This window comes from Branchiibius sp. NY16-3462-2 (assembly GCF_001594145.1).
Taxonomy (GTDB): Bacteria; Actinomycetota; Actinomycetes; order Actinomycetales; family Dermatophilaceae; genus Branchiibius.
The window spans coordinates 550204-568557 of record NZ_LVCF01000001.1; the positions used below are offsets into that span (position 1 = coordinate 550204).

Sequence of the window (18354 nt, forward strand, 5' to 3'; positions counted from 1 at the left end):
GCGCATCAGCCGAAGGTCGACCCGATTGATCCGGCGGAGGGTGGAGTCATCGGCCGGCAGCAAGCAGGCCCCAGGACCAAGGAGTCGCCATGAAAGCCAGCAGCACATTCGTCACACGGAGCATCTGCTCGGTAGCAGCGGTCGCCGCGCTCGGCGGCGCAGGACTGAGCATGGCGCCCGGCGCGCACGCAGACACCCCACCGGCACCGCAGACCGTCAACTACACCGGCAACGTCCAGTGGGTCACCGTCCCCGCGGGCGTCCACGAGCTGAACATCAACGCCATCGGCGGCGACGGCGGCGTGGAAAATGCGTCCAACCCGGTAGAAGGCGCCGGGGCCGACGTTTCCGGCATGATCCCGGTCACGCCGGGTCAGAAGATCGGGATCTCGGTCGGCGGGATGGGACAAGCCGCTGGCACGAACACCCACGATCCGCGCGGCGGCTGGGGTGGTCTGGGCATGGGCGGCGGCAACGGTAACGGCGCATCATCCGACTATTTGCGGACCAGTGCCGCTGGCGGTGGGGCCACCACGATCCAGATCGAGAACGCCGACGGTTATGACCTACACACCGTCCTGATCGCTGCCGGCGGTGGCGGCGACGGAGGGGCCAGTGGCGGCTATGCCGTTGGGGGTGGGGGTAACGCCGGGGCAGGGTGGAGCGGCCAGAACGGCAACGCGGGAGTCGGCCCGGGTGGCTCGGCCGGAACGGCAGCCGATCAGGCCAGCGGTCACGGCGCCCGCGGCCTGGGCGGCTCCGGACTCGGCGGCAACGGCGGAGGCGGCGGCGGCGGCCTCCAAGGCGGCGGCGCCGGCGGGGGCGGCAAGGCCCTCTCGGGCGGCGGTGGCGGCGGATCAGGCTCGTCGGCCACCTACGGCATGACCAACACCGGGATCAAGGAACGCGGCGACAACAGCGTCTCCAACGGTCAGGTCGTTCTCACCTGGGCGGACAACTAATCCGGCCAATCCAAGACGGGCGGTCCGGTGCATCGGGGGCACCGGACCGCCGTTCTTACCTGGCTGGACAACTGGGGCCCGTAGGCTGGATCGGTGCAGCAGTACCTCTCCTTCATCACCCTCGCCGTCAGCGATCTCGCGCGCAGCCGGGATTTCTTCCTCACCGGCCTGGGCTGGCAGGCAGAGCTCGACGAGCAGGACGTCATCTTCCTGCGGGTCGGCGACGGGTTGGTGCTGTCGTTATGGGAGCGCAGCAGCTTTGTCGCGGAAGTCGGCACACCCGTGGATGGTCTGGCTCCGGTGACCCTTGCCCACAACGTCCCGAGCGACGATGAGGTTGATGACGTCCTGCGGTCGGCGCAGGCAGCCGGCGCCGTTGAGGTGTCCCCCGCTATCCGCCGCGAGTGGGGCGGTTACAGCGGATACTTCGTCGATCCCGACGGCTTTCATTGGGAAGTCGCCCATCTGCCCGGCGAACTCGGTGACCAACTGGTCGCCGCGGGCCGGGCCGCCGCCGCTCGCACGCATCGATGACGGGCCCGACGACGGCGCGAAGCTACGCCGACGACATCCGATCGCGCGACGACACCGCGCTTGTCGAACTCCTGCTGGCCCGCCCGGATCTGGCGCGGCCGGTGCCCGCCGATCTGACCGCGCTGGCGGCCCGCGCGGGTTCACGACCCAGTGCGCTGCGTGCACTGGAGTCCCTGCACGCCGACACTTTGCATGTCCTCGAAGCACTCCTGGTCGGTGACCCCACCACGCTGCTCGGCGCGGACGGCGCCGCGCAACTCGAGCAGTTGTGGGGTAGCGCGTTGGTCTGGCGATCGCCCGAAGGTCTGCGTCCGGCCCGGGTGGTCAGCGAACTCCTCCCCGAGCCGGCCGGTCTCGGCCCGGCCGCGAGCGCCATCGAGAACTACCGTCCGCCAGCCGATCTGCCGGAGCGGTTCGAGGCCTTGTCCGAGCCGGCCCGCGCCGCGTTGGAACGCCTCCGCTGGGGCCCGGCCAAGGCGGGGTTCGACGGGGCGTCCGCGATCGGCGTACTGGATGAGTTGGTCTCTGCCGGGTTCATGGTGCGCACCGAGGAGTCCACCGGCACGGTGCCCCGCGAGGTCGGACTCTGGTTGCGCGGCGGCCGGCTGGTCGACGGCGGCCTCACCGGCCTGCCCACCGCGAACCTGTCCATCCCACCGGACCGGGCGCGAGCGGGCGCAGCCGTCGCGATCCGTGAATTGCTCTGGCAACTGGAGCGATTGGCCTCCTTCTGGCAACAGGAGCCACCACGGGTGTTGCGCACCGGCGGCCTGGGCGCGCGGGATCTGAAGCTCACCTCCGAGCGACTGGACCAAGACCCCGCGTTCACCGCGTTCCTGATCGAACTTGCCTACGCCGCCGACCTGATCGCCTCCGACGACGCCGACGAGCCGGTCTGGCTACCCACCACGGAGTACGACGAGTGGCTGCGCCGCGACACCGCGTTGCGCTGGGCACGGCTGGCCCTGGCCTGGCGGGACAGCCCGCGCGCTGCCTTTCTCGTCGGCAGCACTGGTGACAAAGGGAAGATCAACGCCCTTGGGGCAGAGGTGCATTGGCCGATGATGCGGGCTCGCCGCCGCGACATCCTGGAGGTTCTCGCGAGCAGCGACGGCGGGTATTCGACGGAAGCGATGACTCATGCGCTGCAGTGGCTGCGACCACTGCGACTGCCGCCCGGTGCGCCCACGCGAGCCGGTGAGTTGCTCCAGGAGGCAGAGTGGTTGGGCGCCACCGCCGGACACGCGCTCACCCCCGCAGGACAAGTGCTCGCGGACCCCGCAGCCGACGAGTCGGCCATCGCCTCCGCCCTCGACAGCAGCCTGCCTCCCCCTCAGGACCTGCTCCTGGTCCAGGCCGACCACACAGTCGTGGCCCCCGGAGCGCTCTCGGACGACCTGCGCAGGTTCGCCGATCTGGTCCTGGCCGTCGAATCAAGCGGTGGCGCAACGGTTTTCCGGATCACTCCGGCCAGCCTGCGGCGCGGTTTCGACCGTGGACTCAGTGCGGCTGACATCCTGGGCCGGCTGCAGAGCGTATCTCCGGCACCGATCCCACAACCGGTCGAGTACCTCATCAACGATGCGGCACGACAGCACGGCCAGACCCGGGTCGGGGGGACATCCAGCTATATCCGCAGCGACGACGCCGCCGCCCTCCAGTCGATGATGGCCGACCCGCGTACCGGGATCCTGCGCCTGCGGCAGATCGCGCCCACCGTCCTCGTGTCACCGGTTGCCGCTGAGACGGTCCTGGATGTGCTTCGCGAACAAGGACATTCGCCGATCGCCGAGACACCCGACGGCGTCTCGATCGTCGGCGTGCGTCGCCAACCGCGCGCGGATCCGCGCCCGCTTGCTACTGCGGTCATCGTCGACAGCGTCACCCCGGACGTTGCGGCGCAGGCGGTCGCCCGACTACGCCGGCATCCCGATTCCTCCGAGGGGCCACGCATCGCATCGACCGACCCGGCGGTCACCCTCGCCACCCTGCAGGACGCCGCAGCCGGTCGGATGCCGGTATGGATCGGCTATTCCGACCCCACCGGTGACGTGCACCGAGCGTTGTTGCAGCCGGAGCAGGTCGCGGGAGGACGGGTCGTGGGCGCTGTCGATGGACAGCGGCGCACGATCGCCCTGCACCGGATCCTGGGCGTCGCTCCCGCCTGACCCTGCCTCAGAAGATGCGGACCCGCTGGTCCTCCGGAAGGTACATGCCGTCTCCTTCCGTCACGCCGAACGCCTCGTGGAACTCTACGAGGTTGCGGGCGACGTTGCAGCGGCAGTTGGCCGGAGAGTGCGGGTCGATGGCGATCAGCCGCTTGGCCTCGGCTTCACGCGCCTTGCCGCACCACACCTGTGCCCAGCCGATGAAGAACCGCTGCGCGGGGGTGAACCCGTCCAGTTCGATGGCAGGGGTGGATTCCTGGGAGATCTCATACGCCTTGTAGCCGATCGTGAGACCGCCCAGATCACCGATGTTCTCGCCGATCGTCAGAGCACCGTTGACTTTGACGTCGGGGGCATCTGCCGGTGACTGCTCGTTGAACTGGTCGATCAGCTTCTTGGCCAGCGCGTCGAATCGCGAGCGGTCCTCCTCGGTCCACCAGTCCCGCAACGCACCGTTGCCGTCGTAGCGCGAGCCCTGGTCGTCGAAGCCGTGGCCGATCTCGTGACCGATCACCGCACCGATGCCGCCGTAGTTGACCGCGTCGTCGGCATCCACGTCGAAGAACGGCGGCTGCAGGATCGCAGCGGGGAAGACGATCTCGTTCATCACCGGGTGGTAATAGGCGTTGACCGTCTGGGGGGTCATCAACCATTCCGTGCGGTCGATCGGTTTGCCGATCTTGTCCAACTGGCGGTGGATCTCGAACTCTGCTGCGCGGCGTACGTTTCCGATCAAATCGTCGGACTCGATGCTCAGGCTCGAATAGTCCCGCCACTTGTCGGGGTAACCGATCTTGGGGGTGAATTTGCCCAGCTTTTCCAGCGCCTGGGCACGGGTCTTCTCCCCCATCCAGGGAAGCGACTCGAAGTCGCGGCGGTAGGCCTCGATGAGGTTGGCGACCAACTCGCCCATGCGCTCCTTGGCGCGCGGCGGGAAGTGCGCCGCGACGTACAACTGACCGGCCGCCTCACCCAGCGCGTCCTCCACAAGCCCCACGCCGCGCTTCCAGCGCTCCTTCAACTCCGGCACCCCGGACAGCGTCCGGCCGTGGAAGTCGAAGCTCTCCTGCACGATGGCCTCGGTGAGGTACGGCGCCCGGGAGCTGATCAGCCGCCAGGACAGATAGTCCTTCCACTGCTCGATCGGCAGATCCGCCAGGGCCGCGGACAGGCCCGTCAGGAAGCTGGGCTGGCGCACCACGACCGCGTCGAAAGCGCCCGCCGGCGCGTCGAGGGCGGTGAGGAACGCGGTCCAGTCGACGTTCGGCGCCAACTGCTGCAGATCGGCGAAGGTGGACTTGTTGTAGGTGCGCACGGCGTCCCGGCTGGCGACGTTGTCCCAGTGCGAGGACGCGAGCAGGTGCTCCACGTCGAAGATGCCCTGCGCATGCTTGGCGGCTGCCTCATGCCCGGCCAGGTTGAGCAGCTTCTCGATATGCGCGATGTACTTCTCCCGGATCGGCTGGTACTGATCCTCGCGGTAGTACGACTCGTCGGGCAGACCCAGGCCGTACTGCTCCAGGTAGGCGATGTTCTCCTCGGGGTTACCCGCATCGGCCGACACGTAGATCGCAACCGGTCCCCAGACGTCCTGGCGGGCCAGGCGGCCGAACTGCTCGATCAGACCGGGGACGTCGTGCACGGCGGCGATCGTCGCTAGGTCGTCCTTCAACGGTTCGCTGCCGACGGCTTCGATGCGGTCGGTGTCCATGAACGAGCGGTAGAGATCTCCCACCTTCGCCTGCTCGGTGCCCGGCTCGGCGTCGGTCGCGGCGGCGGTCTCGATCAACTCGCGCATCGCGGCTTCAGAAGCCTCGCGCAACCGGTCGAACGCGCCGTAGCGGGCACGGTCCGCCGGGATGTCGGTGCTCTTGATCCATTCGCCGTTGACGTGCTCGAAGAAATCGTCCTGAGCGCGGACCGACGGGTCGAACGTATTGGTGATCCCCGAATTCATAGGCGCCATATTAAACGCGGGAAGAGAATCGGGGTTCATTGGCGTTCGATAGGTTGCACCCTTTCCGGAAAGGACACCCATGACCGACGGACCGCTGATCGTCCAGAGCGACAAGACCGTGCTGTTGGAGGTCGACCACCCCCAGGCCGGTGACGCTCGCCGGGCGATCGCTCCGTTCGCGGAGTTGGAGCGCGCTCCGGAGCACATGCACACCTACCGGATCACCCCGCTGGGCCTCTGGAATGCCCGCGCCGCGGGTCACGACGCCGAGACGGTCGTGCACACCCTGATCACCTATAGCCGCTACCCGGTGCCCAACGCGCTGCTGATCGATATCGCCGACACGATGGACCGCTACGGCCGGTTGCGGCTGGTCAAGGACGACGACGGCCGGTTACTGCTGATCTCGACCGACCGGGCGGTGCTCGAGGAGATCCTGCGGCACAAGAAGATCACCCCGCTGGTGGGTGAGCGCGTCGCCGACGACCGCGTCCTGGTGCATCCCTCGGAGCGCGGCGCCATCAAGCAGCAGCTGATCAAGGTGGGCTGGCCCGCCGAGGATGAGGCGGGGTACGTCGATGGCGAGGCGCACGCGATCAGCCTGCGGACCGAGGGTTGGGACATGCGCCCCTACCAGGAACAAGCGGTCGACGGGTTCTGGCACGGCGGCTCGGGGGTCGTCGTACTCCCTTGTGGTGCAGGCAAAACCATCGTCGGCGCGGGCGCCATGGCCAAGGCCGGCGCCACGACGCTGATCCTGGTGACCAACACCGTCTCGGCCCGCCAATGGCGCGATGAGTTGCTGAAGCGCACCTCCCTGACGGAGGAGGAGATCGGCGAGTACAGCGGTGCCCGCAAGGACATCCGGCCGGTGACCATCGCGACGTACCAGGTGCTCACCCACAAGCGCAAAGGCGTCTTCCCGCACCTGGAGCTGCTCGACGCCCGTGACTGGGGTCTGGTCGTCTACGACGAGGTGCACCTGCTGCCAGCGCCCATCTTCCGGATGACCGCCGATCTGCAGGCGCGTCGACGGCTCGGTCTGACCGCGACGTTGGTGCGCGAAGACAGCCGGGAGTCAGACGTTTTCAGCCTCATCGGCCCGAAGCGTTACGACGCACCCTGGAAGGACATCGAGGCCCAGGGTTACATCGCCCCTGCCGACTGCGTCGAGGTCCGGGTCACGCTGTCCGAGTCGGATCGCCTGGCCTACGCGACCACCGAACCGGACGAGCGCTATCGCTTCGCCTCGTGCGCGCCCGCCAAGGACCGGGTCGTGGAGCAACTGGTCGAGCAGCACCGCGGTGAGCCGACGCTGGTGATCGGGCAGTACCTCGACCAACTCGAGACTCTGGCCGGCCGGCTGAACGCCGACATCATCACCGGTGACACGCCGGTCAACCAGCGCCAGAAGCTCTTCCAGCAGTTCCGCGAGGGCGAGATCTCCCTGCTCGTGGTCAGCAAGGTGGCCAACTTCTCGATCGATCTACCCGAGGCGAGCGTGGCGATCCAGGTGTCCGGCACGTTCGGCTCCCGCCAGGAGGAGGCCCAGCGGCTGGGCCGGGTCCTGCGACCGAAGGGCGACGGCCGCACAGCGCACTTCTACACCGTGGTCGCCCGCGACACCGTCGACGCCGAGTTCGCGGCCCACCGCCAGCGGTTCCTGGCCGAGCAGGGGTACGCCTACCGCATCGTCGACGCCGACGACCTGCCCGCGCTCGCCTAGGCTGAACCCCGTGAGCGACGACCCGATCTTCCAACGTACGCCGCCCCCTCCCGTCCGCGTGGACACCAAGAAGGTGCTGCTCGTCGGAATCGCCTGTTGGGCAGTGGCGTTCGTGATCACGTGGATCGTTCCGGCGCTGCACACCGGGGACAAGAAGGACTGGCCTTGGATCGCGCTGACCGGGTTCGTTCTCGGGTTCTTCGCATGGGCCTACTTGGCCGCTGGACGTGGAAACGCCCAAGGTGTTGACTTTGGTTCGTCAGCACCGCGCTGACACCGAAAGGACAACCGCCATGGGCGTGCTCATCGCCATTCTGATCCCCGTTGTGTTGATCGGCTTGTTTGTATTCATCGGCGGTGGCAGCAACCGCGGGATGGCCTCCAAGGATGTCGACTACGAAGTAGCGCGTACCCGCATCCAGCAGACTGACGGGAACTCGGGTTTCGGCGGCGGCTTCGGCGGACCGACTCCCTGATCAGCCAGTAATTCGTAACCTGACGTTTTCACGCCAGGTCTTCCGGTTGGCCTTCTGAGCCAGGACGCTGGATCCATGGCGGAACGGCCCACCACGATCATCCTGTTCGGCGCGACCGGCGATTTGTCGCGACGCAAACTCCTACCGGGGCTGCTGCACCTGTTCCAGACCGGCCTGCTGAACGACTTGCGAATCGTCGGCAGTTCGATGGAGGACTACACCAGGGACAGCTTCGTGGAGTTCGCTGCCAAGGCGGTCGCGGAGTTCTCCTCCCACAACCCGGACGATGCGGTGTGGGAGGACTTCGCCAAGCGGCTGTACTTCGTTCGCAGCCAGGACGGCCCCGCCGGGCTGAAGAAGACCGTCGATGAGGCTGAGGCCGAGTTCACCGATACGCCCCGGCGACTGCACTACCTCAGCGTCCCGCCGAAGGCCGCGTTGAACGTCATCCAGATGATCGCCGACGCCGACCTGGTCGAGCGATCCCGGGTCATCATGGAGAAGCCGTTCGGCACCGACCTGGCCTCCTCCAAGAAGCTCAACGCGGCCGTCCATGAGGTCTTCAATGAGGAGCAGGTCTTCCGGATCGACCACTTCCTGGGCAAAGAGGCGGCGCTGAACATCCTGGCGTTCCGCTTCGCCAACGGTTTGTTCGAGCCCATCTGGCACCGCAACTTCATCGAGCACATCCAGATCGACGTACCCGAAGCGCTCGGGCTGGAAGGGCGCGCGGCGTTCTACGAGAACACCGGCGCGTTCCGCGACATGGTCGTCACGCACTTGTTCCAGGTGCTGGCCTTCACCGCGATGGAGCCGCCCACCGAGTTGGAGCCGGGGGCGATCACCGAGGAGAAGAACAAGGTCTTCCGCTCGATGCTGCCGATCCTGCCCAGCGACGTTGTCCGCGGTCAGTACGTCGGGTATCGCGACGAGCCCGGCGTCAGCCCGGAGTCGGAGACCGAGACGTTCATCGCGCTGCGCTGCCGCATCGACAACTGGCGGTGGGCGGGCGTGCCGTTCTATCTGCGGACCGGCAAGAAGATGGAGCAGGGCCAGCGGATCATCTCGATCGCCTTCCGCGAGCCGCCCAAATCAATGTTTCCGGCCGGGTCCGGCGTCGGTGAGCACGGGCCGGACCACCTGACCTTCGATCTGGCCGACCACTCCAAACTGTCGCTGTCCTTCTACGGCAAGCGCCCGGGGCCCGGGTTCCGGCTGGACAAGCTGTCCATGCAGTTCAGCGTGGAGGACACCAGTTGGACCGGGTCGGTGTTGGAGGCCTATGAGCGACTGATCTACGACGCGGTGCGCGGTGATCACACCCTCTTCACCAGTGCCGAGGGCATCGAGCGGGTGTGGGAGCTCAGCCAGCCGTTGCTCGACAATCCACCACCGGTGCGGCCCTACTCGGCCGGGTCGTGGGGGCCCAACCAGATCCACCAACTCGTGGCACCGCGGGCGTGGCGGCTGCCCTTCGAGCGGAAGTGGCGACCCTAGAGCTCGACCGTCTCGACCTCGAGCTCGAAGTCGTCCAGTCGCACCGGCTCGACCTGCTCCGGCTCGCGCGCGGTCACATCGACCTCACTGTGCGCGCCGCAGCCGTGGTCGAGGGAGACGACCGACCCGTCGGACGGCGACCACTCGTTGGCGCACACCCCGAACACCGGCCGTAGCGCGCCCGGCATCGGCAGGAAGTAGCCGCAGGTCGTGCAGTGCGCCGGTGCCTCGACGGCGACCGCGCAGCGCGGGCCGTGCGAGCCGTCGTACCAGCGCTGGGCGGCGGCCTCCCGGCCCTCCCGTGAGAGCACCCGGCGCCGGCCCAGACCCAACTCGAAGAAGGCCATCTCATCGACCTCTTCGTCACCGCTGGCCTCGAATCCGAACTCCAGGTTCGGATCGTCCTCGACGTACGGCGTGACATCCCCGGCGCCGATGTCACCGGGACGCAACCGCTCGGCGTACGGGACCCAATCGGGGGTCAGGATCGCGCCACCGCCGGGCAGCAGGTTGACCTCGCACACGGTCGCAAACTTCTGCCGGGGCGCCCGGGCGACGGACACGGTCCAGTGCCACCCGACGTACCCCTTGGCGGTGTAGGCGAAGTGGTGCATGGCCAGTCGTTCGCCGATCATCTCGGCGCCCTGATGCTCCCCGATCGTGTCGGCGGGGGTGATGTCGAGCAGCGCGGCCCGGGCCAGATCGACCGCGCCGAGCAGGACCTTGTCGGCCTTCTCGGCCTTGGCCTTCTTCGGCTTCTCACGCACCTCGACGGTCATGGTCAGGCGTCCAGATCGTCCGCAACGGCGCGCATCACGGCGGCCACCTTGCCGGCCTGGGCCTTGTCGGGGTAGCGACCCCGGCGCAGGCTGCCGCCGACGTTGTCGAGCAACTTGATCAGGTCCTCGACGATGATCGCCATGTCGTCAGCCGGCTTGCGGCTGCGGGCGGCCAGCGAGACCGTCGGCTCGGTCAGCGTGACGCTCAGCGCCTGGGCGCCGCGCCGGCCCTCGGCCACGGAGTACTCGATGCGGGTGCCGCTCTTGAGCGCCGTGGTGCCAGCGGGCAGCGCACTGGAGGGCAGGAACACGTCCTGGCCGTCGTCGCCGGATACGAAACCGAATCCCTTGTCGGAATCGAAGAACTTCACCTTGCCGGAAGGCACTGTCCACCTCGTTGTGCTGGGTTATCGGGCTCTCACCCGAACGTCATGAGGGCACGCCGAAACGTGCCGGTCCTTAAGGCTAACGCGCGGGCGGGCCGGACAGATAATCGTTCAGCCACGGGCCGAAACTGCGCAGATCGGGTACGACGGACCGGGCGCCGGCCGCCCGCAACCTCGCCTCGTCGTGGGGTCCGGTGAGCACGCCGAGGGCGAATGCTCCCCCGGCCACGGCTCCCGCCATGTCACCCTCGTGGTCCCCGACGAAGATCGTGGCGTGATGCTCCCGGATCGGGACTGCTTTGCCGGCACCGAAGGCATCCCCGACGACGATGTCCGGATGCAGGTCGACCTGGTCCAGCACTTCATGCACGGCGGGTTCGTATTTCGCGCTGACCACCATGGGGCGGCCGCCGTGCTCGCGGATCGCGGCGAAGGCCTCGTGCGCACCGGGCAGTGCGGTCGTCATCGGGACGGCCAGGCGGGGGTAGAGCGACCGATACTGCTCCACCGCCTCCGGGACCTGGTCGGGCGGTAGGAACTGGGCCAGGTTGTCCGCCAGCGGAGCGCCGATCAGCGGCCACAACTGCTCGTCGCTGGCCTCGACCCCACGGTCGGCCAGCGTGCGCTGCATACAGACCACGATGCCGGCGCGCGAGTCGACCAGGGTCATGTCCAGGTCGAAGCCGACAACGAAGCTCACTGCTGGGTCGGTGGCTGCTGGTCTGAACCCGGCGCAGGTGGGGGCGTCTGCTGCTGCCCGTACTGCGGTGCCTGCGGCGGCTGCTGCGGTTGGCCGTATTGCTGGGGCTGGCCGTATTGCGGGGCCTGGCCGTATTGCTGGGGTTGCTGGGGCTGGCCGTACGGATATCCGGTGGGCGCGCCGTACCCACCGGCGTACGCCTGCTGCTGACTCCACGCGGTGCGCTCGCGGTTGGAACGCACCAGCTTCACGATGCCGGTGATCAGCAGTCCCAGGCCGATCAGGCCGGCCAGCGAGGCACCACCGAAGCCGACGAAGATCGGCATGAGCAACTTCTTGCTGACGTCCGCGGCGTCCTTGCCACTCAGCACGCTCACGTCAACAGAGCCGCAGTCGATCTTGTAGGCGCCGGCGTCGGTCGTCGTGAACGAGCCGAGCAGGTTGAACGTGCTGTCGCCCTCCTTGACCGAACCACTCGTGGAGTTCTCGACCGTCACCGGGCTACCGGCCGGATCGGTCACCGAGCAGGACGAACCGGTGGCGTCGCCGAACATCGCGACGGTGGTGTTTGCGGCGAAGTCGTGGGTGGAGCCCGCGGCGACGACCGGGGCCTCCTTGACCAGGTTGGCCATGTTCTTGACCCCGAACACCGTGCCGGCCAGGAAGATCGCGAAGGCGACCGGGAGCATGATGATTGCTCCGATGATGGTCAGCCACAGACCACGACGTTTGGGTTGCATGGTCGGGAGCCTAGCCCGCCGCGCGGCCGGGCGGGTCGAGCAGCAGATCGACCACCAGGGCGGTCCAGCCGGTCTGGTGGCTGGCACCCAGACCTTTTGCCGTATCGCCGTGGAAGTACTCGAAGAACAGCAGGTTGTCGCGCCAGGCGGGATCGTCGGCGAACCGCGGATCGCCTCCCCACACCGGGCGGCGGCCGTCCGGGCCGGGCAACCAGATCCCCACCAGGCGGTCGGCCAGGTCGGTAGCGATGTCGTCCATCGAGCGCTGTACGCCTGAGCCGGTGGGGTATTCGACGGTGAACCGGGAGCCGGGCACCTTGTCGTACCGCACCAGCGTGCGCACCACCAGATAGTTGGTGGGCAGCCACACCGGACCGCGCCAGTTGGAGTTGCCGCCGTACATGTCGGTCGTGGACTCGCCGGGCTCGTAATCGATGACCGCGCTGGGAAGTCCGGGCACGACGTACGGCGTGGACAGCCTTTTGGTCACCGACCGCAGGCCGTGCGGGGAGAGGAATCCCTGCTCATCGAAGACGTGCCGCAAGGCGGTGCTCGCCATGTCCGGTGTGACCAGGGAGATCAGGACCCCGTCGGTTCCTGCTACCCGCGGGACACGACCAAGGTTGTGCTCCCGCTGGGCAGGGCTGCGCTCGGAGTCATCCAGTCGGCGGGCGGTGCGCTTCTCCAGGACCGCCAGACGCCGTACCTGCTCCGGCGGAAGTGACACGGAGGCGAGCAGCGGGATCATGCCCACCAGGGTCTGCACCTTGATCGGGATCTGCTGCCCGGCGGCGTCAGTCAACCGGTCGTAGAAGAACCCGTCGGCCGGGTCGTAGAGATGGGCGTCATCCAGCGCATCGGCGATCAGCAGGAACTGTTCGAGGAATTTCACGACCATGTCGTCGTAGACGTCGTTCTGCTCGGCCAGCATGAGCGCGATCAGCAGCATGTTCTCCGAATACATCGCCATCCAGGCGGTGCCGTCGGCCTGCTCGATCGTGACACCGGGGGGCAGATGCGACCGGTCGACCGGGCTGATGTTGTCCAGGCCGAGGAAGCCGCCACCGAAAACGTTGTGACCGCTGGGGTCTTCGCGATTGAGCCACCAGGTGAAGTTCAGCATCAGCTTCTGGAAGATGCGCTCGAGGAAGGCGCGGTCCCGGGCGCCGTCGATGAGGAACACGCGCAGGGTCGCGAACGCGTGGACCGGCGGGTTGACGTCGTCGAAGTCCCACTCGTACGCCGGTAGCGCACCGTTGGGGTGTTGGAACCACTCCCGCAACAGGACGGTGAGCTGGTACTTCGCGAACGCCGGGTCCAGGTGGGCCCAGGCAATCGAGTGGAAGGCGAGGTCCCAGGCGGCGAACCAGGGGTACTCCCACGGGTCGGGCATGGCGAGGATGTCGAACGCGTCCAGGTGGCGCCAATTGGCGTTGCGACCGGTTTCTCGTTCCGGTGGCGGGGGCGGTTCGGCAGGATCGCCGTCCAACCATCGACTCACGCGGTAGGGGTAGATCTGTTTGCTCCAGACCAGCCCGGCCGACGCCTGTCGTAGCACCAGCCGGCGTTCGTCGTCGAGGTCCTTGCCGATCGCCGCGTAGAACTCATCGGCGTCGTTGATCCGTTGGGCGACAACGGAATCGCACAGCGCGGCGTCCCAACTGGTCGGCTCGTCCACTGGACGGTGCAACCGGAGTCGCAGGGTCACCGTCTGGCCCGCACCCACGGTCGGCTCGAACCAGAACGCCGCCTTCGTGCCCCGCTGGTCAGGGTTGACGGTGGGTGCGCCCGAGACGACGTGATCGTTGATCCCATCCTTGGGGTACGCCGAGCGTCGTGGTGCGCCGTCCTGGACGTCAGGGTTGGTTTCGTTGTCGCAGAACAGGATTCGCGGATCAGACCCGGGCTCGACGTCGAACCGGTACCCGCCGGCGATCGGATGGTCCGACACGATGGTCGTGCCGTCGAGGGACAGCGCTGGCGGCTGCGCGTCGGTCCACCGCCAGGTGTTGCGGAACCAGAAGGTGGGAAGGACGTGCAGGGTGGCTTGGTCCGGACCGTGATTGGTGATGTCGATCCGCATGAACAGATCGGTGGGCGACTCTTTGGCGTAGGTGACGTCGACGATCCAGAACCTGCCGTCGTCGAAGACACCTGTATCCATTAGCTCGAACTCGGGGTCCTGCCTTGTGCGACGGGCGTTTTCAGCAACGAGTTGTTCGTAGGGGAACTCCGCCTGCGGGTAGTGATAACGCCACTTCAGCAGCGCATGACTGGGCAGTCCTTCCAGGTACCACCAGTACTCCTTGACGTCCTCACCGTGATTGCCCTGCGGCCCGCTGAGGCCGAACATCCGCTCCTTCAGGAACGGGTCGCGGCCGTTCCACAGCGCCAGGGATAGGCACAGTTCCTGACGGACGTCGCAGATCCCCGCCATGCCGTCTTCGTTCCAGCGGTAGACCCGGGAGCGGGCTTGGTCGTGCGGGAAGCTGGCCCACGCGTCGCCGTCGGCGCTGTAGTCCTCGCGGACCGATCCCCACGCTCGCTCGGCCAGATAGGGGCCCCACTCGTACCAGGGATTTGCCTCGGACAGCGAGTCTTCCGCACGGCCGGTCGCCTCGGCGAGCCGGCGGTGTTCAGCGGTCTTCAGCGGATCAGAACCCGTCATAGGTCGAGTGTCCTGGAGTTGGTAGCCCTAGGCGCAGGTTTAGAAGTACCAGGGGAACTCCGACCAGTCAGGGTCGCGCTTCTCCAGGAACGCGTCGCGACCCTCCACCGCTTCGTCGGTCATGTACGCCAACCGCGTCGCCTCGCCCGCGAAGACCTGCTGACCCATCAAGCCGTCGTCGGTCAGGTTGAAGGCGAACTTCAGCATCCGCTGTGCCGTCGGCGACTTGCCGTTGATCTCGGCCGCCACCTGCAGCGACTCCTTCTCAAGGTCCGCGTGGTCCGCCACGATGTTGACCGCGCCCATGCGCTGCATCGTCTCCGCGTCGTACGTCCGGCCCAGGAGGAAAATCTCCCGGGCGAACTTCTGACCGACCTGCTTGGCCAGGTACGCCGACCCGTACCCCGCGTCGAAGGAGCCCACGTCCGCGTCGGTCTGCTTGAAGCGGGCGTGCTCGCGGGAGGCGATCGTCATATCGCACACCACGTGCAGCGAGTGCCCGCCGCCGGCGGCCCAGCCGTTGACCACGGCGATCACGACCTTGGGCATCGTGCGGATCAGCCGCTGCACCTCCAGGATGTGCAACCGTCCCCCGGCCGCCTTCACGCGCGCCTGGTCGACGGTCTCGGCCGTCTCCCCCTCGGCGTACTGGTAACCCGATCGGCCCCGGATCCGCTGGTCGCCACCGGAGCAGAACGCCCAGCCGCCGTCCTTGGCCGACGGGCCGTTGCCGGTCAGCAGCACGCAGCCCACGTCGGGGGTCATGCGGGCGTGGTCGAGCGCGCGATACAGCTCGTCGACCGTGTGCGGGCGGAAGGCGTTGCGCACCTCGGGGCGGTTGAAGGCCACCCGCACCGTGCCCCTGGCCGGCCCGTCCAGCACACACCGGTGGTAGGTGATGTCGGTCAGGTCCTCGAAGCCGGGCACCAACGCCCAGGCGGTCTCATCGAACGGGTTCTGATCAGTCACAGGGCCAACCCTAGGCTGGACTGCGTGATCGACCTGCAGGAGCTTCAGGACAGTGCGCACGTCGTCTCCATTCCGTTGCGGACGCGCTTCCGTGGCGTCGACCATCGCGAGGCGATGATCCTGCGCGGGCCGACGGGTGATGCCGAGTTCGCGCCGTTCCTGGAGTACGACGCGGCCGAGTCCGCGCGCTGGCTGGCGGCCGCCATCGAGGCCGGGTGGGGCTCGTGGCCTGCGCCGGTGCGTTCGTCGATCCCCGTCAACGCGACCGTGCCGGCGGTGGACGCGTCGGAGGTCGCTGGGGTCCTGGCGCGGTACGACGGGTGCACCACGGCCAAGGTCAAAGTCGCCGAGCGTGGTCAGTCGCTGGACGACGACGTGGCCCGCGTGGCCGAGGTGCGCTCCCTTCTCGGGCCCACCGGCAGGATCCGGGTCGACGCGAACGGCGGCTGGTCGCTGGACGACGCTGTGTGGGCGTTGACCGCGTTGTCGGGCTTTGAGTTGGAGTACGCCGAGCAGCCGTGCGCGACCGTGGAGGAGTTGGCATCGCTGCGAATTGCGTTGGTGAACAACGGCGTTGACCTGCGGGTGGCTGCCGACGAATCGATCCGGAAGGCGACTGATCCGTTGTTGGTGGCCCGGCTGGGCGCGGCGGATATCGCAGTGGTCAAGGTCGCGCCGCTGGGCGGGGTGCAGGCTGCCCTCGACATCGCGCTCGAAGCCGGATTGCCGACGGTGGTGTCCTCTGCGCTGGACACGTCGATCGGGATCGCGGCCGGAGTCGCGTTGGCTGCGGCGCTTCCGGATCTCGAATTCGCCTGTGGCTTAGGAACCGTCGAGCTTCTCTCAGGTGATGTGACATCCAGTCCGCTGGTGCCCCAGGCTGGTTCGATCGACGTACGCCGACCCTCGGCTGACCGTCTCTCATCCCTCCGCGCGGCGCCTGAGCGGGAAACGTGGTGGCGGCAGCGTCTCGCGGCTGCCTACGCTGAGTTGTGACCTCCATCGAACCAGACACCAAGGACTGGACCTGGGTCCTCGAAAAGGCCTGCCCGGACTGCGAATTCGATCCGACACAGATCGACTTCGCGACCATCGCCGACCAGGTGCGATCGATGACCCCGCGGTGGCAGGACCGGCTCGCGCGCCCGGATGCGACGACGCGGCCCGAACCCACCGTATGGTCACCGACCGAGTACGCCGCTCACGTGCGGGACGTCCACCGCGTGTTCGACGAGCGGTTCGAGCAGCTACTGACCGAGGACGATCCGCTCTTCGCCAACTGGGATCAGGACGCGGCCGCGATCGACGGTGACTACGCGTCGTTGTCGCCCGATGCGGTGAGCATCGAATTAGCCACTGCGACAGAGCAGATCGCCTCCCGCCTCGACACCATCACCGCCGACCAACTCGATCGACCCGGTCGCCGCAGCAACGGATCGATCTTCACCGTCGACACACTGGCTCGCTACTACCTTCACGACCTCGTACATCACCTGCATGACGTCGACGCCTGAGCCCGACGTCCGTAGCCACCCGGTGGTCACCGGCCTGGTCGAGCTCCTCAACGAACTGGATCCGGACGGGGTGCTGTCCGTTTCGGTCGTCGGGTCGGCGGCCGCCAGCGGCTTACGCCCGCAAAGCGACCTCGACGTGCTGGTCATAACTCGCTCGTCCTGGTCACAAGGCGCCCGCCGCGCGATGATCGACTACCTCCTGCGCGTCTCAGGAGCCCGCGCGACGGTCACCCCGGGACGCCCCGTCGAACTGACCTCTCTAGCCCTGCGCGACGTGGTGCCCTGGCGATACCCGTCGACGTGTGACTTCCTGTACGGCGAGTGGTTGCGTGACGACTACCTCGCTGGCTATGTGCCGCAGCCCGCGATCGACGCCAACCTGCCGGTTGTCGTGACGAGTGCCCGGGACCACGCGCTTGTTGTAAGGGGTGTCCCGCCGCGCCAACTGCTCGACCCTGTTCCGGAAGCGGACCTCTTCCAGTCCCTGCACGATGGATTGCCCTCTCTGCAAAGCAATTTCGCAGGGGACGAGCGAAACGTGCTGCTGACGCTCGCCCGGATGGTGGCGACGTTGGAGACCGGCCGGATCCATCCGAAGGACGTCGCGGTAGAGGTCATTCTCGGCAGCCTCGACCCGGATGACCGATCGACGCTCACCCTCGCCGCGCGTGGCTACCGTGGCGAAGCCACCGACGACTGGTCGACCCGCGCTGATGCGGCGGCCGAGACCATGCGTCGCCTGGTCGCCCGCATCGAAGAATCGCGCTTCACCGGTTCGCGCGATTAGCCTTCGTCGGTTCCGCCGGCGACGCAGAACTGGTTGCCGTCAGGATCGGCAACCGCGGCGACCGCTTCTATCTCCACCAGCTGGTGTTCATAGCCCAGCACGGTGACGCCCAACAAGGTGCTGGGCACGTCGTGATCGCCGAATGCTGCCCGCACGACCTGCCACACGTCAACCAGATCCGAGCGCTCGGACGACGCGACCAGGACACGGGTGCTGACGACGTCCGTGATCGTGACGCCGGCTGCCCGGAGTGCTTCGGTGAGGGTCTCAACGCATTTGGCGGCTTGCCCCGTGTAGTCGCCCACCGCTGCGATCGATCCATCGTGCTCGAGCGGGCAAGCGCCAGCGAGGAAGACCAGACGCGCACCCGGTTCCACGGTGGCCGCGTAGGCGTATTGAGCCACATCGCTGAGAGCATCGGCGCGAATGAGTCGGACAGCAGGAGCCATCTGTCCATTCTGTCGTGGCGCGCATCGCGGCTGCTTACGCTG

18 protein-coding genes are annotated in these 18354 nt (G+C 67.4%); 10 read left to right on the forward strand and 8 right to left on the reverse strand.

Features of this window, described 5'->3' with window-relative positions; translation table 11 throughout:
* Positions 1–89 precede the first annotated feature (89 nt).
* From AZH51_RS02620 to AZH51_RS02630, 3 genes are all read left to right on the forward strand, one after another.
* Complete coding sequence (locus tag AZH51_RS02620) at positions 90–962, forward strand: glycine-rich protein (RefSeq protein WP_291520996.1); 873 nt, start codon at positions 90–92, stop codon at positions 960–962.
* Between the two features lie 93 nt (positions 963–1055).
* Positions 1056–1496 (forward strand): VOC family protein, encoded by a 441-nt coding sequence (locus tag AZH51_RS02625; protein ID WP_291520998.1) that lies wholly within the window; start codon positions 1056–1058, stop codon positions 1494–1496.
* Positions 1493–3664 (forward strand): helicase-associated domain-containing protein, encoded by a 2172-nt coding sequence (locus tag AZH51_RS02630; RefSeq protein ID WP_291521000.1) that lies wholly within the window; start codon positions 1493–1495, stop codon positions 3662–3664. Before AZH51_RS02625 ends, AZH51_RS02630 begins: the two co-directional genes overlap by 4 nt.
* A gap of 7 nt (positions 3665–3671) precedes the next feature.
* Here the strand turns inward: AZH51_RS02630 and AZH51_RS02635 are convergent, their stop codons facing one another.
* Positions 3672–5621, reverse strand: a complete 1950-nt coding sequence (locus AZH51_RS02635; protein ID WP_291521002.1) for a M13-type metalloendopeptidase — start codon at positions 5619–5621, stop codon at positions 3672–3674.
* 79 nt (positions 5622–5700) lie between these two features.
* Here AZH51_RS02635 and AZH51_RS02640 point away from each other — a divergent pair, with 79 nt between their 5' ends.
* The 4 genes from AZH51_RS02640 to zwf all read left to right on the forward strand — a co-directional run bounded on the left by AZH51_RS02640 (position 5701) and on the right by zwf (position 9320).
* Positions 5701–7347, forward strand: a complete 1647-nt coding sequence (locus AZH51_RS02640; RefSeq protein ID WP_291521003.1) for a DNA repair helicase XPB — start codon at positions 5701–5703, stop codon at positions 7345–7347.
* Positions 7348–7357: 10 nt separating this feature from the next.
* On the forward strand, positions 7358–7621 hold the full coding sequence (locus AZH51_RS02645) for a DUF2530 domain-containing protein (protein WP_291521005.1): 264 nt from the start codon (positions 7358–7360) through the stop codon (positions 7619–7621).
* Between the two features lie 19 nt (positions 7622–7640).
* Positions 7641–7823: a hypothetical protein gene (locus AZH51_RS02650; protein WP_291521007.1), complete on the forward strand. Its 183-nt coding sequence runs from the start codon at positions 7641–7643 to the stop codon at positions 7821–7823.
* A gap of 75 nt (positions 7824–7898) precedes the next feature.
* Positions 7899–9320 carry a glucose-6-phosphate dehydrogenase gene (zwf, locus tag AZH51_RS02655; protein ID WP_291521009.1) on the forward strand — a complete coding sequence of 474 codons (1422 nt, stop codon included), beginning with the start codon at positions 7899–7901 and terminating at the stop codon, positions 9318–9320.
* Here the strand turns inward: zwf and AZH51_RS02660 are convergent.
* The 6 genes from AZH51_RS02660 to AZH51_RS02685 form a co-directional block, all read right to left on the reverse strand.
* The gene (locus AZH51_RS02660; RefSeq protein ID WP_291521011.1) at positions 9317–10099 is read right to left on the reverse strand and encodes a DUF3027 domain-containing protein; all 783 of its coding nucleotides are present in this window, start codon (positions 10097–10099) and stop codon (positions 9317–9319) included. The genes zwf and AZH51_RS02660 overlap by 4 nt on opposite strands.
* Before the next feature lie 2 nt (positions 10100–10101).
* Positions 10102–10485, reverse strand: coding sequence for a cold shock domain-containing protein (locus AZH51_RS02665; RefSeq protein ID WP_291521013.1), 384 nt, complete (start codon positions 10483–10485; stop codon positions 10102–10104).
* 79 nt (positions 10486–10564) lie between these two features.
* Positions 10565–11185, reverse strand: coding sequence for an HAD family hydrolase (locus AZH51_RS02670; protein WP_291521015.1), 621 nt, complete (start codon positions 11183–11185; stop codon positions 10565–10567).
* The gene (locus tag AZH51_RS02675) at positions 11182–11925 is read right to left on the reverse strand and encodes a hypothetical protein (RefSeq protein WP_291521017.1); all 744 of its coding nucleotides are present in this window, start codon (positions 11923–11925) and stop codon (positions 11182–11184) included. Before AZH51_RS02675 ends, AZH51_RS02670 begins: the two co-directional genes overlap by 4 nt.
* Positions 11926–11935: 10 nt before the next feature.
* On the reverse strand, positions 11936–14593 hold the full coding sequence (locus AZH51_RS02680; RefSeq protein WP_291521019.1) for a glucosidase: 2658 nt from the start codon (positions 14591–14593) through the stop codon (positions 11936–11938).
* Between the two features lie 39 nt (positions 14594–14632).
* Positions 14633–15562 carry a 1,4-dihydroxy-2-naphthoyl-CoA synthase gene (locus AZH51_RS02685; protein ID WP_291521021.1) on the reverse strand — a complete coding sequence of 310 codons (930 nt, stop codon included), beginning with the start codon at positions 15560–15562 and terminating at the stop codon, positions 14633–14635.
* Between the two features lie 15 nt (positions 15563–15577).
* Between AZH51_RS02685 and AZH51_RS02690 the strand changes: the two genes are divergently transcribed.
* Genes AZH51_RS02690 through AZH51_RS02700 form a run of 3 tightly spaced genes read left to right on the forward strand, consistent with a single transcriptional unit; the run spans position 15578 to position 17863 of the window.
* Complete coding sequence (locus tag AZH51_RS02690) at positions 15578–16558, forward strand: o-succinylbenzoate synthase (protein ID WP_291521330.1); 981 nt, start codon at positions 15578–15580, stop codon at positions 16556–16558.
* Positions 16555–17076 carry a DinB family protein gene (locus AZH51_RS02695; RefSeq protein WP_291521022.1) on the forward strand — a complete coding sequence of 174 codons (522 nt, stop codon included), beginning with the start codon at positions 16555–16557 and terminating at the stop codon, positions 17074–17076. The genes AZH51_RS02690 and AZH51_RS02695 overlap by 4 nt, the downstream gene beginning before the upstream one ends.
* Positions 17060–17863, forward strand: a complete 804-nt coding sequence (locus AZH51_RS02700) for an aminoglycoside adenylyltransferase domain-containing protein (protein WP_291521024.1) — start codon at positions 17060–17062, stop codon at positions 17861–17863. The genes AZH51_RS02695 and AZH51_RS02700 overlap by 17 nt, the downstream gene beginning before the upstream one ends.
* Here the strand turns inward: AZH51_RS02700 and AZH51_RS02705 are convergent.
* On the reverse strand, positions 17860–18312 hold the full coding sequence (locus AZH51_RS02705) for a Rid family hydrolase (RefSeq protein WP_291521026.1): 453 nt from the start codon (positions 18310–18312) through the stop codon (positions 17860–17862). The two genes, AZH51_RS02700 and AZH51_RS02705, sit on opposite strands and share 4 nt — an antisense overlap.
* Positions 18313–18354: the final 42 nt, after the last annotated feature.

Bases quoted from the DNA above. Each gene is read 5' to 3' on its own strand.
- AZH51_RS02660 (WP_291521011.1), bottom strand. From the start codon at position 10,099: ATGACCGTCGAGGTGCGTGAGAAGCCGAAGAAGGCCAAGGCCGAGAAG.
- AZH51_RS02640 (WP_291521003.1), top strand. From the start codon at position 5,701: ATGACCGACGGACCGCTGATCGTCCAGAGCGACAAGACCGTGCTGTTG.
- AZH51_RS02630 (WP_291521000.1), top strand. From the start codon at position 1,493: ATGACGGGCCCGACGACGGCGCGAAGCTACGCCGACGACATCCGATCG.
- AZH51_RS02620 (WP_291520996.1), top strand. From the start codon at position 90: ATGAAAGCCAGCAGCACATTCGTCACACGGAGCATCTGCTCGGTAGCA.
- AZH51_RS02700 (WP_291521024.1), top strand. From the start codon at position 17,060: ATGACGTCGACGCCTGAGCCCGACGTCCGTAGCCACCCGGTGGTCACC.
- AZH51_RS02680 (WP_291521019.1), bottom strand. From the start codon at position 14,593: ATGACGGGTTCTGATCCGCTGAAGACCGCTGAACACCGCCGGCTCGCC.
- AZH51_RS02705 (WP_291521026.1), bottom strand. From the start codon at position 18,312: ATGGCTCCTGCTGTCCGACTCATTCGCGCCGATGCTCTCAGCGATGTG.
- AZH51_RS02675 (WP_291521017.1), bottom strand. From the start codon at position 11,925: ATGCAACCCAAACGTCGTGGTCTGTGGCTGACCATCATCGGAGCAATC.
- AZH51_RS02650 (WP_291521007.1), top strand. From the start codon at position 7,641: ATGGGCGTGCTCATCGCCATTCTGATCCCCGTTGTGTTGATCGGCTTG.
- AZH51_RS02635 (WP_291521002.1), bottom strand. From the start codon at position 5,621: ATGAATTCGGGGATCACCAATACGTTCGACCCGTCGGTCCGCGCTCAG.
- zwf (WP_291521009.1), top strand. From the start codon at position 7,899: ATGGCGGAACGGCCCACCACGATCATCCTGTTCGGCGCGACCGGCGAT.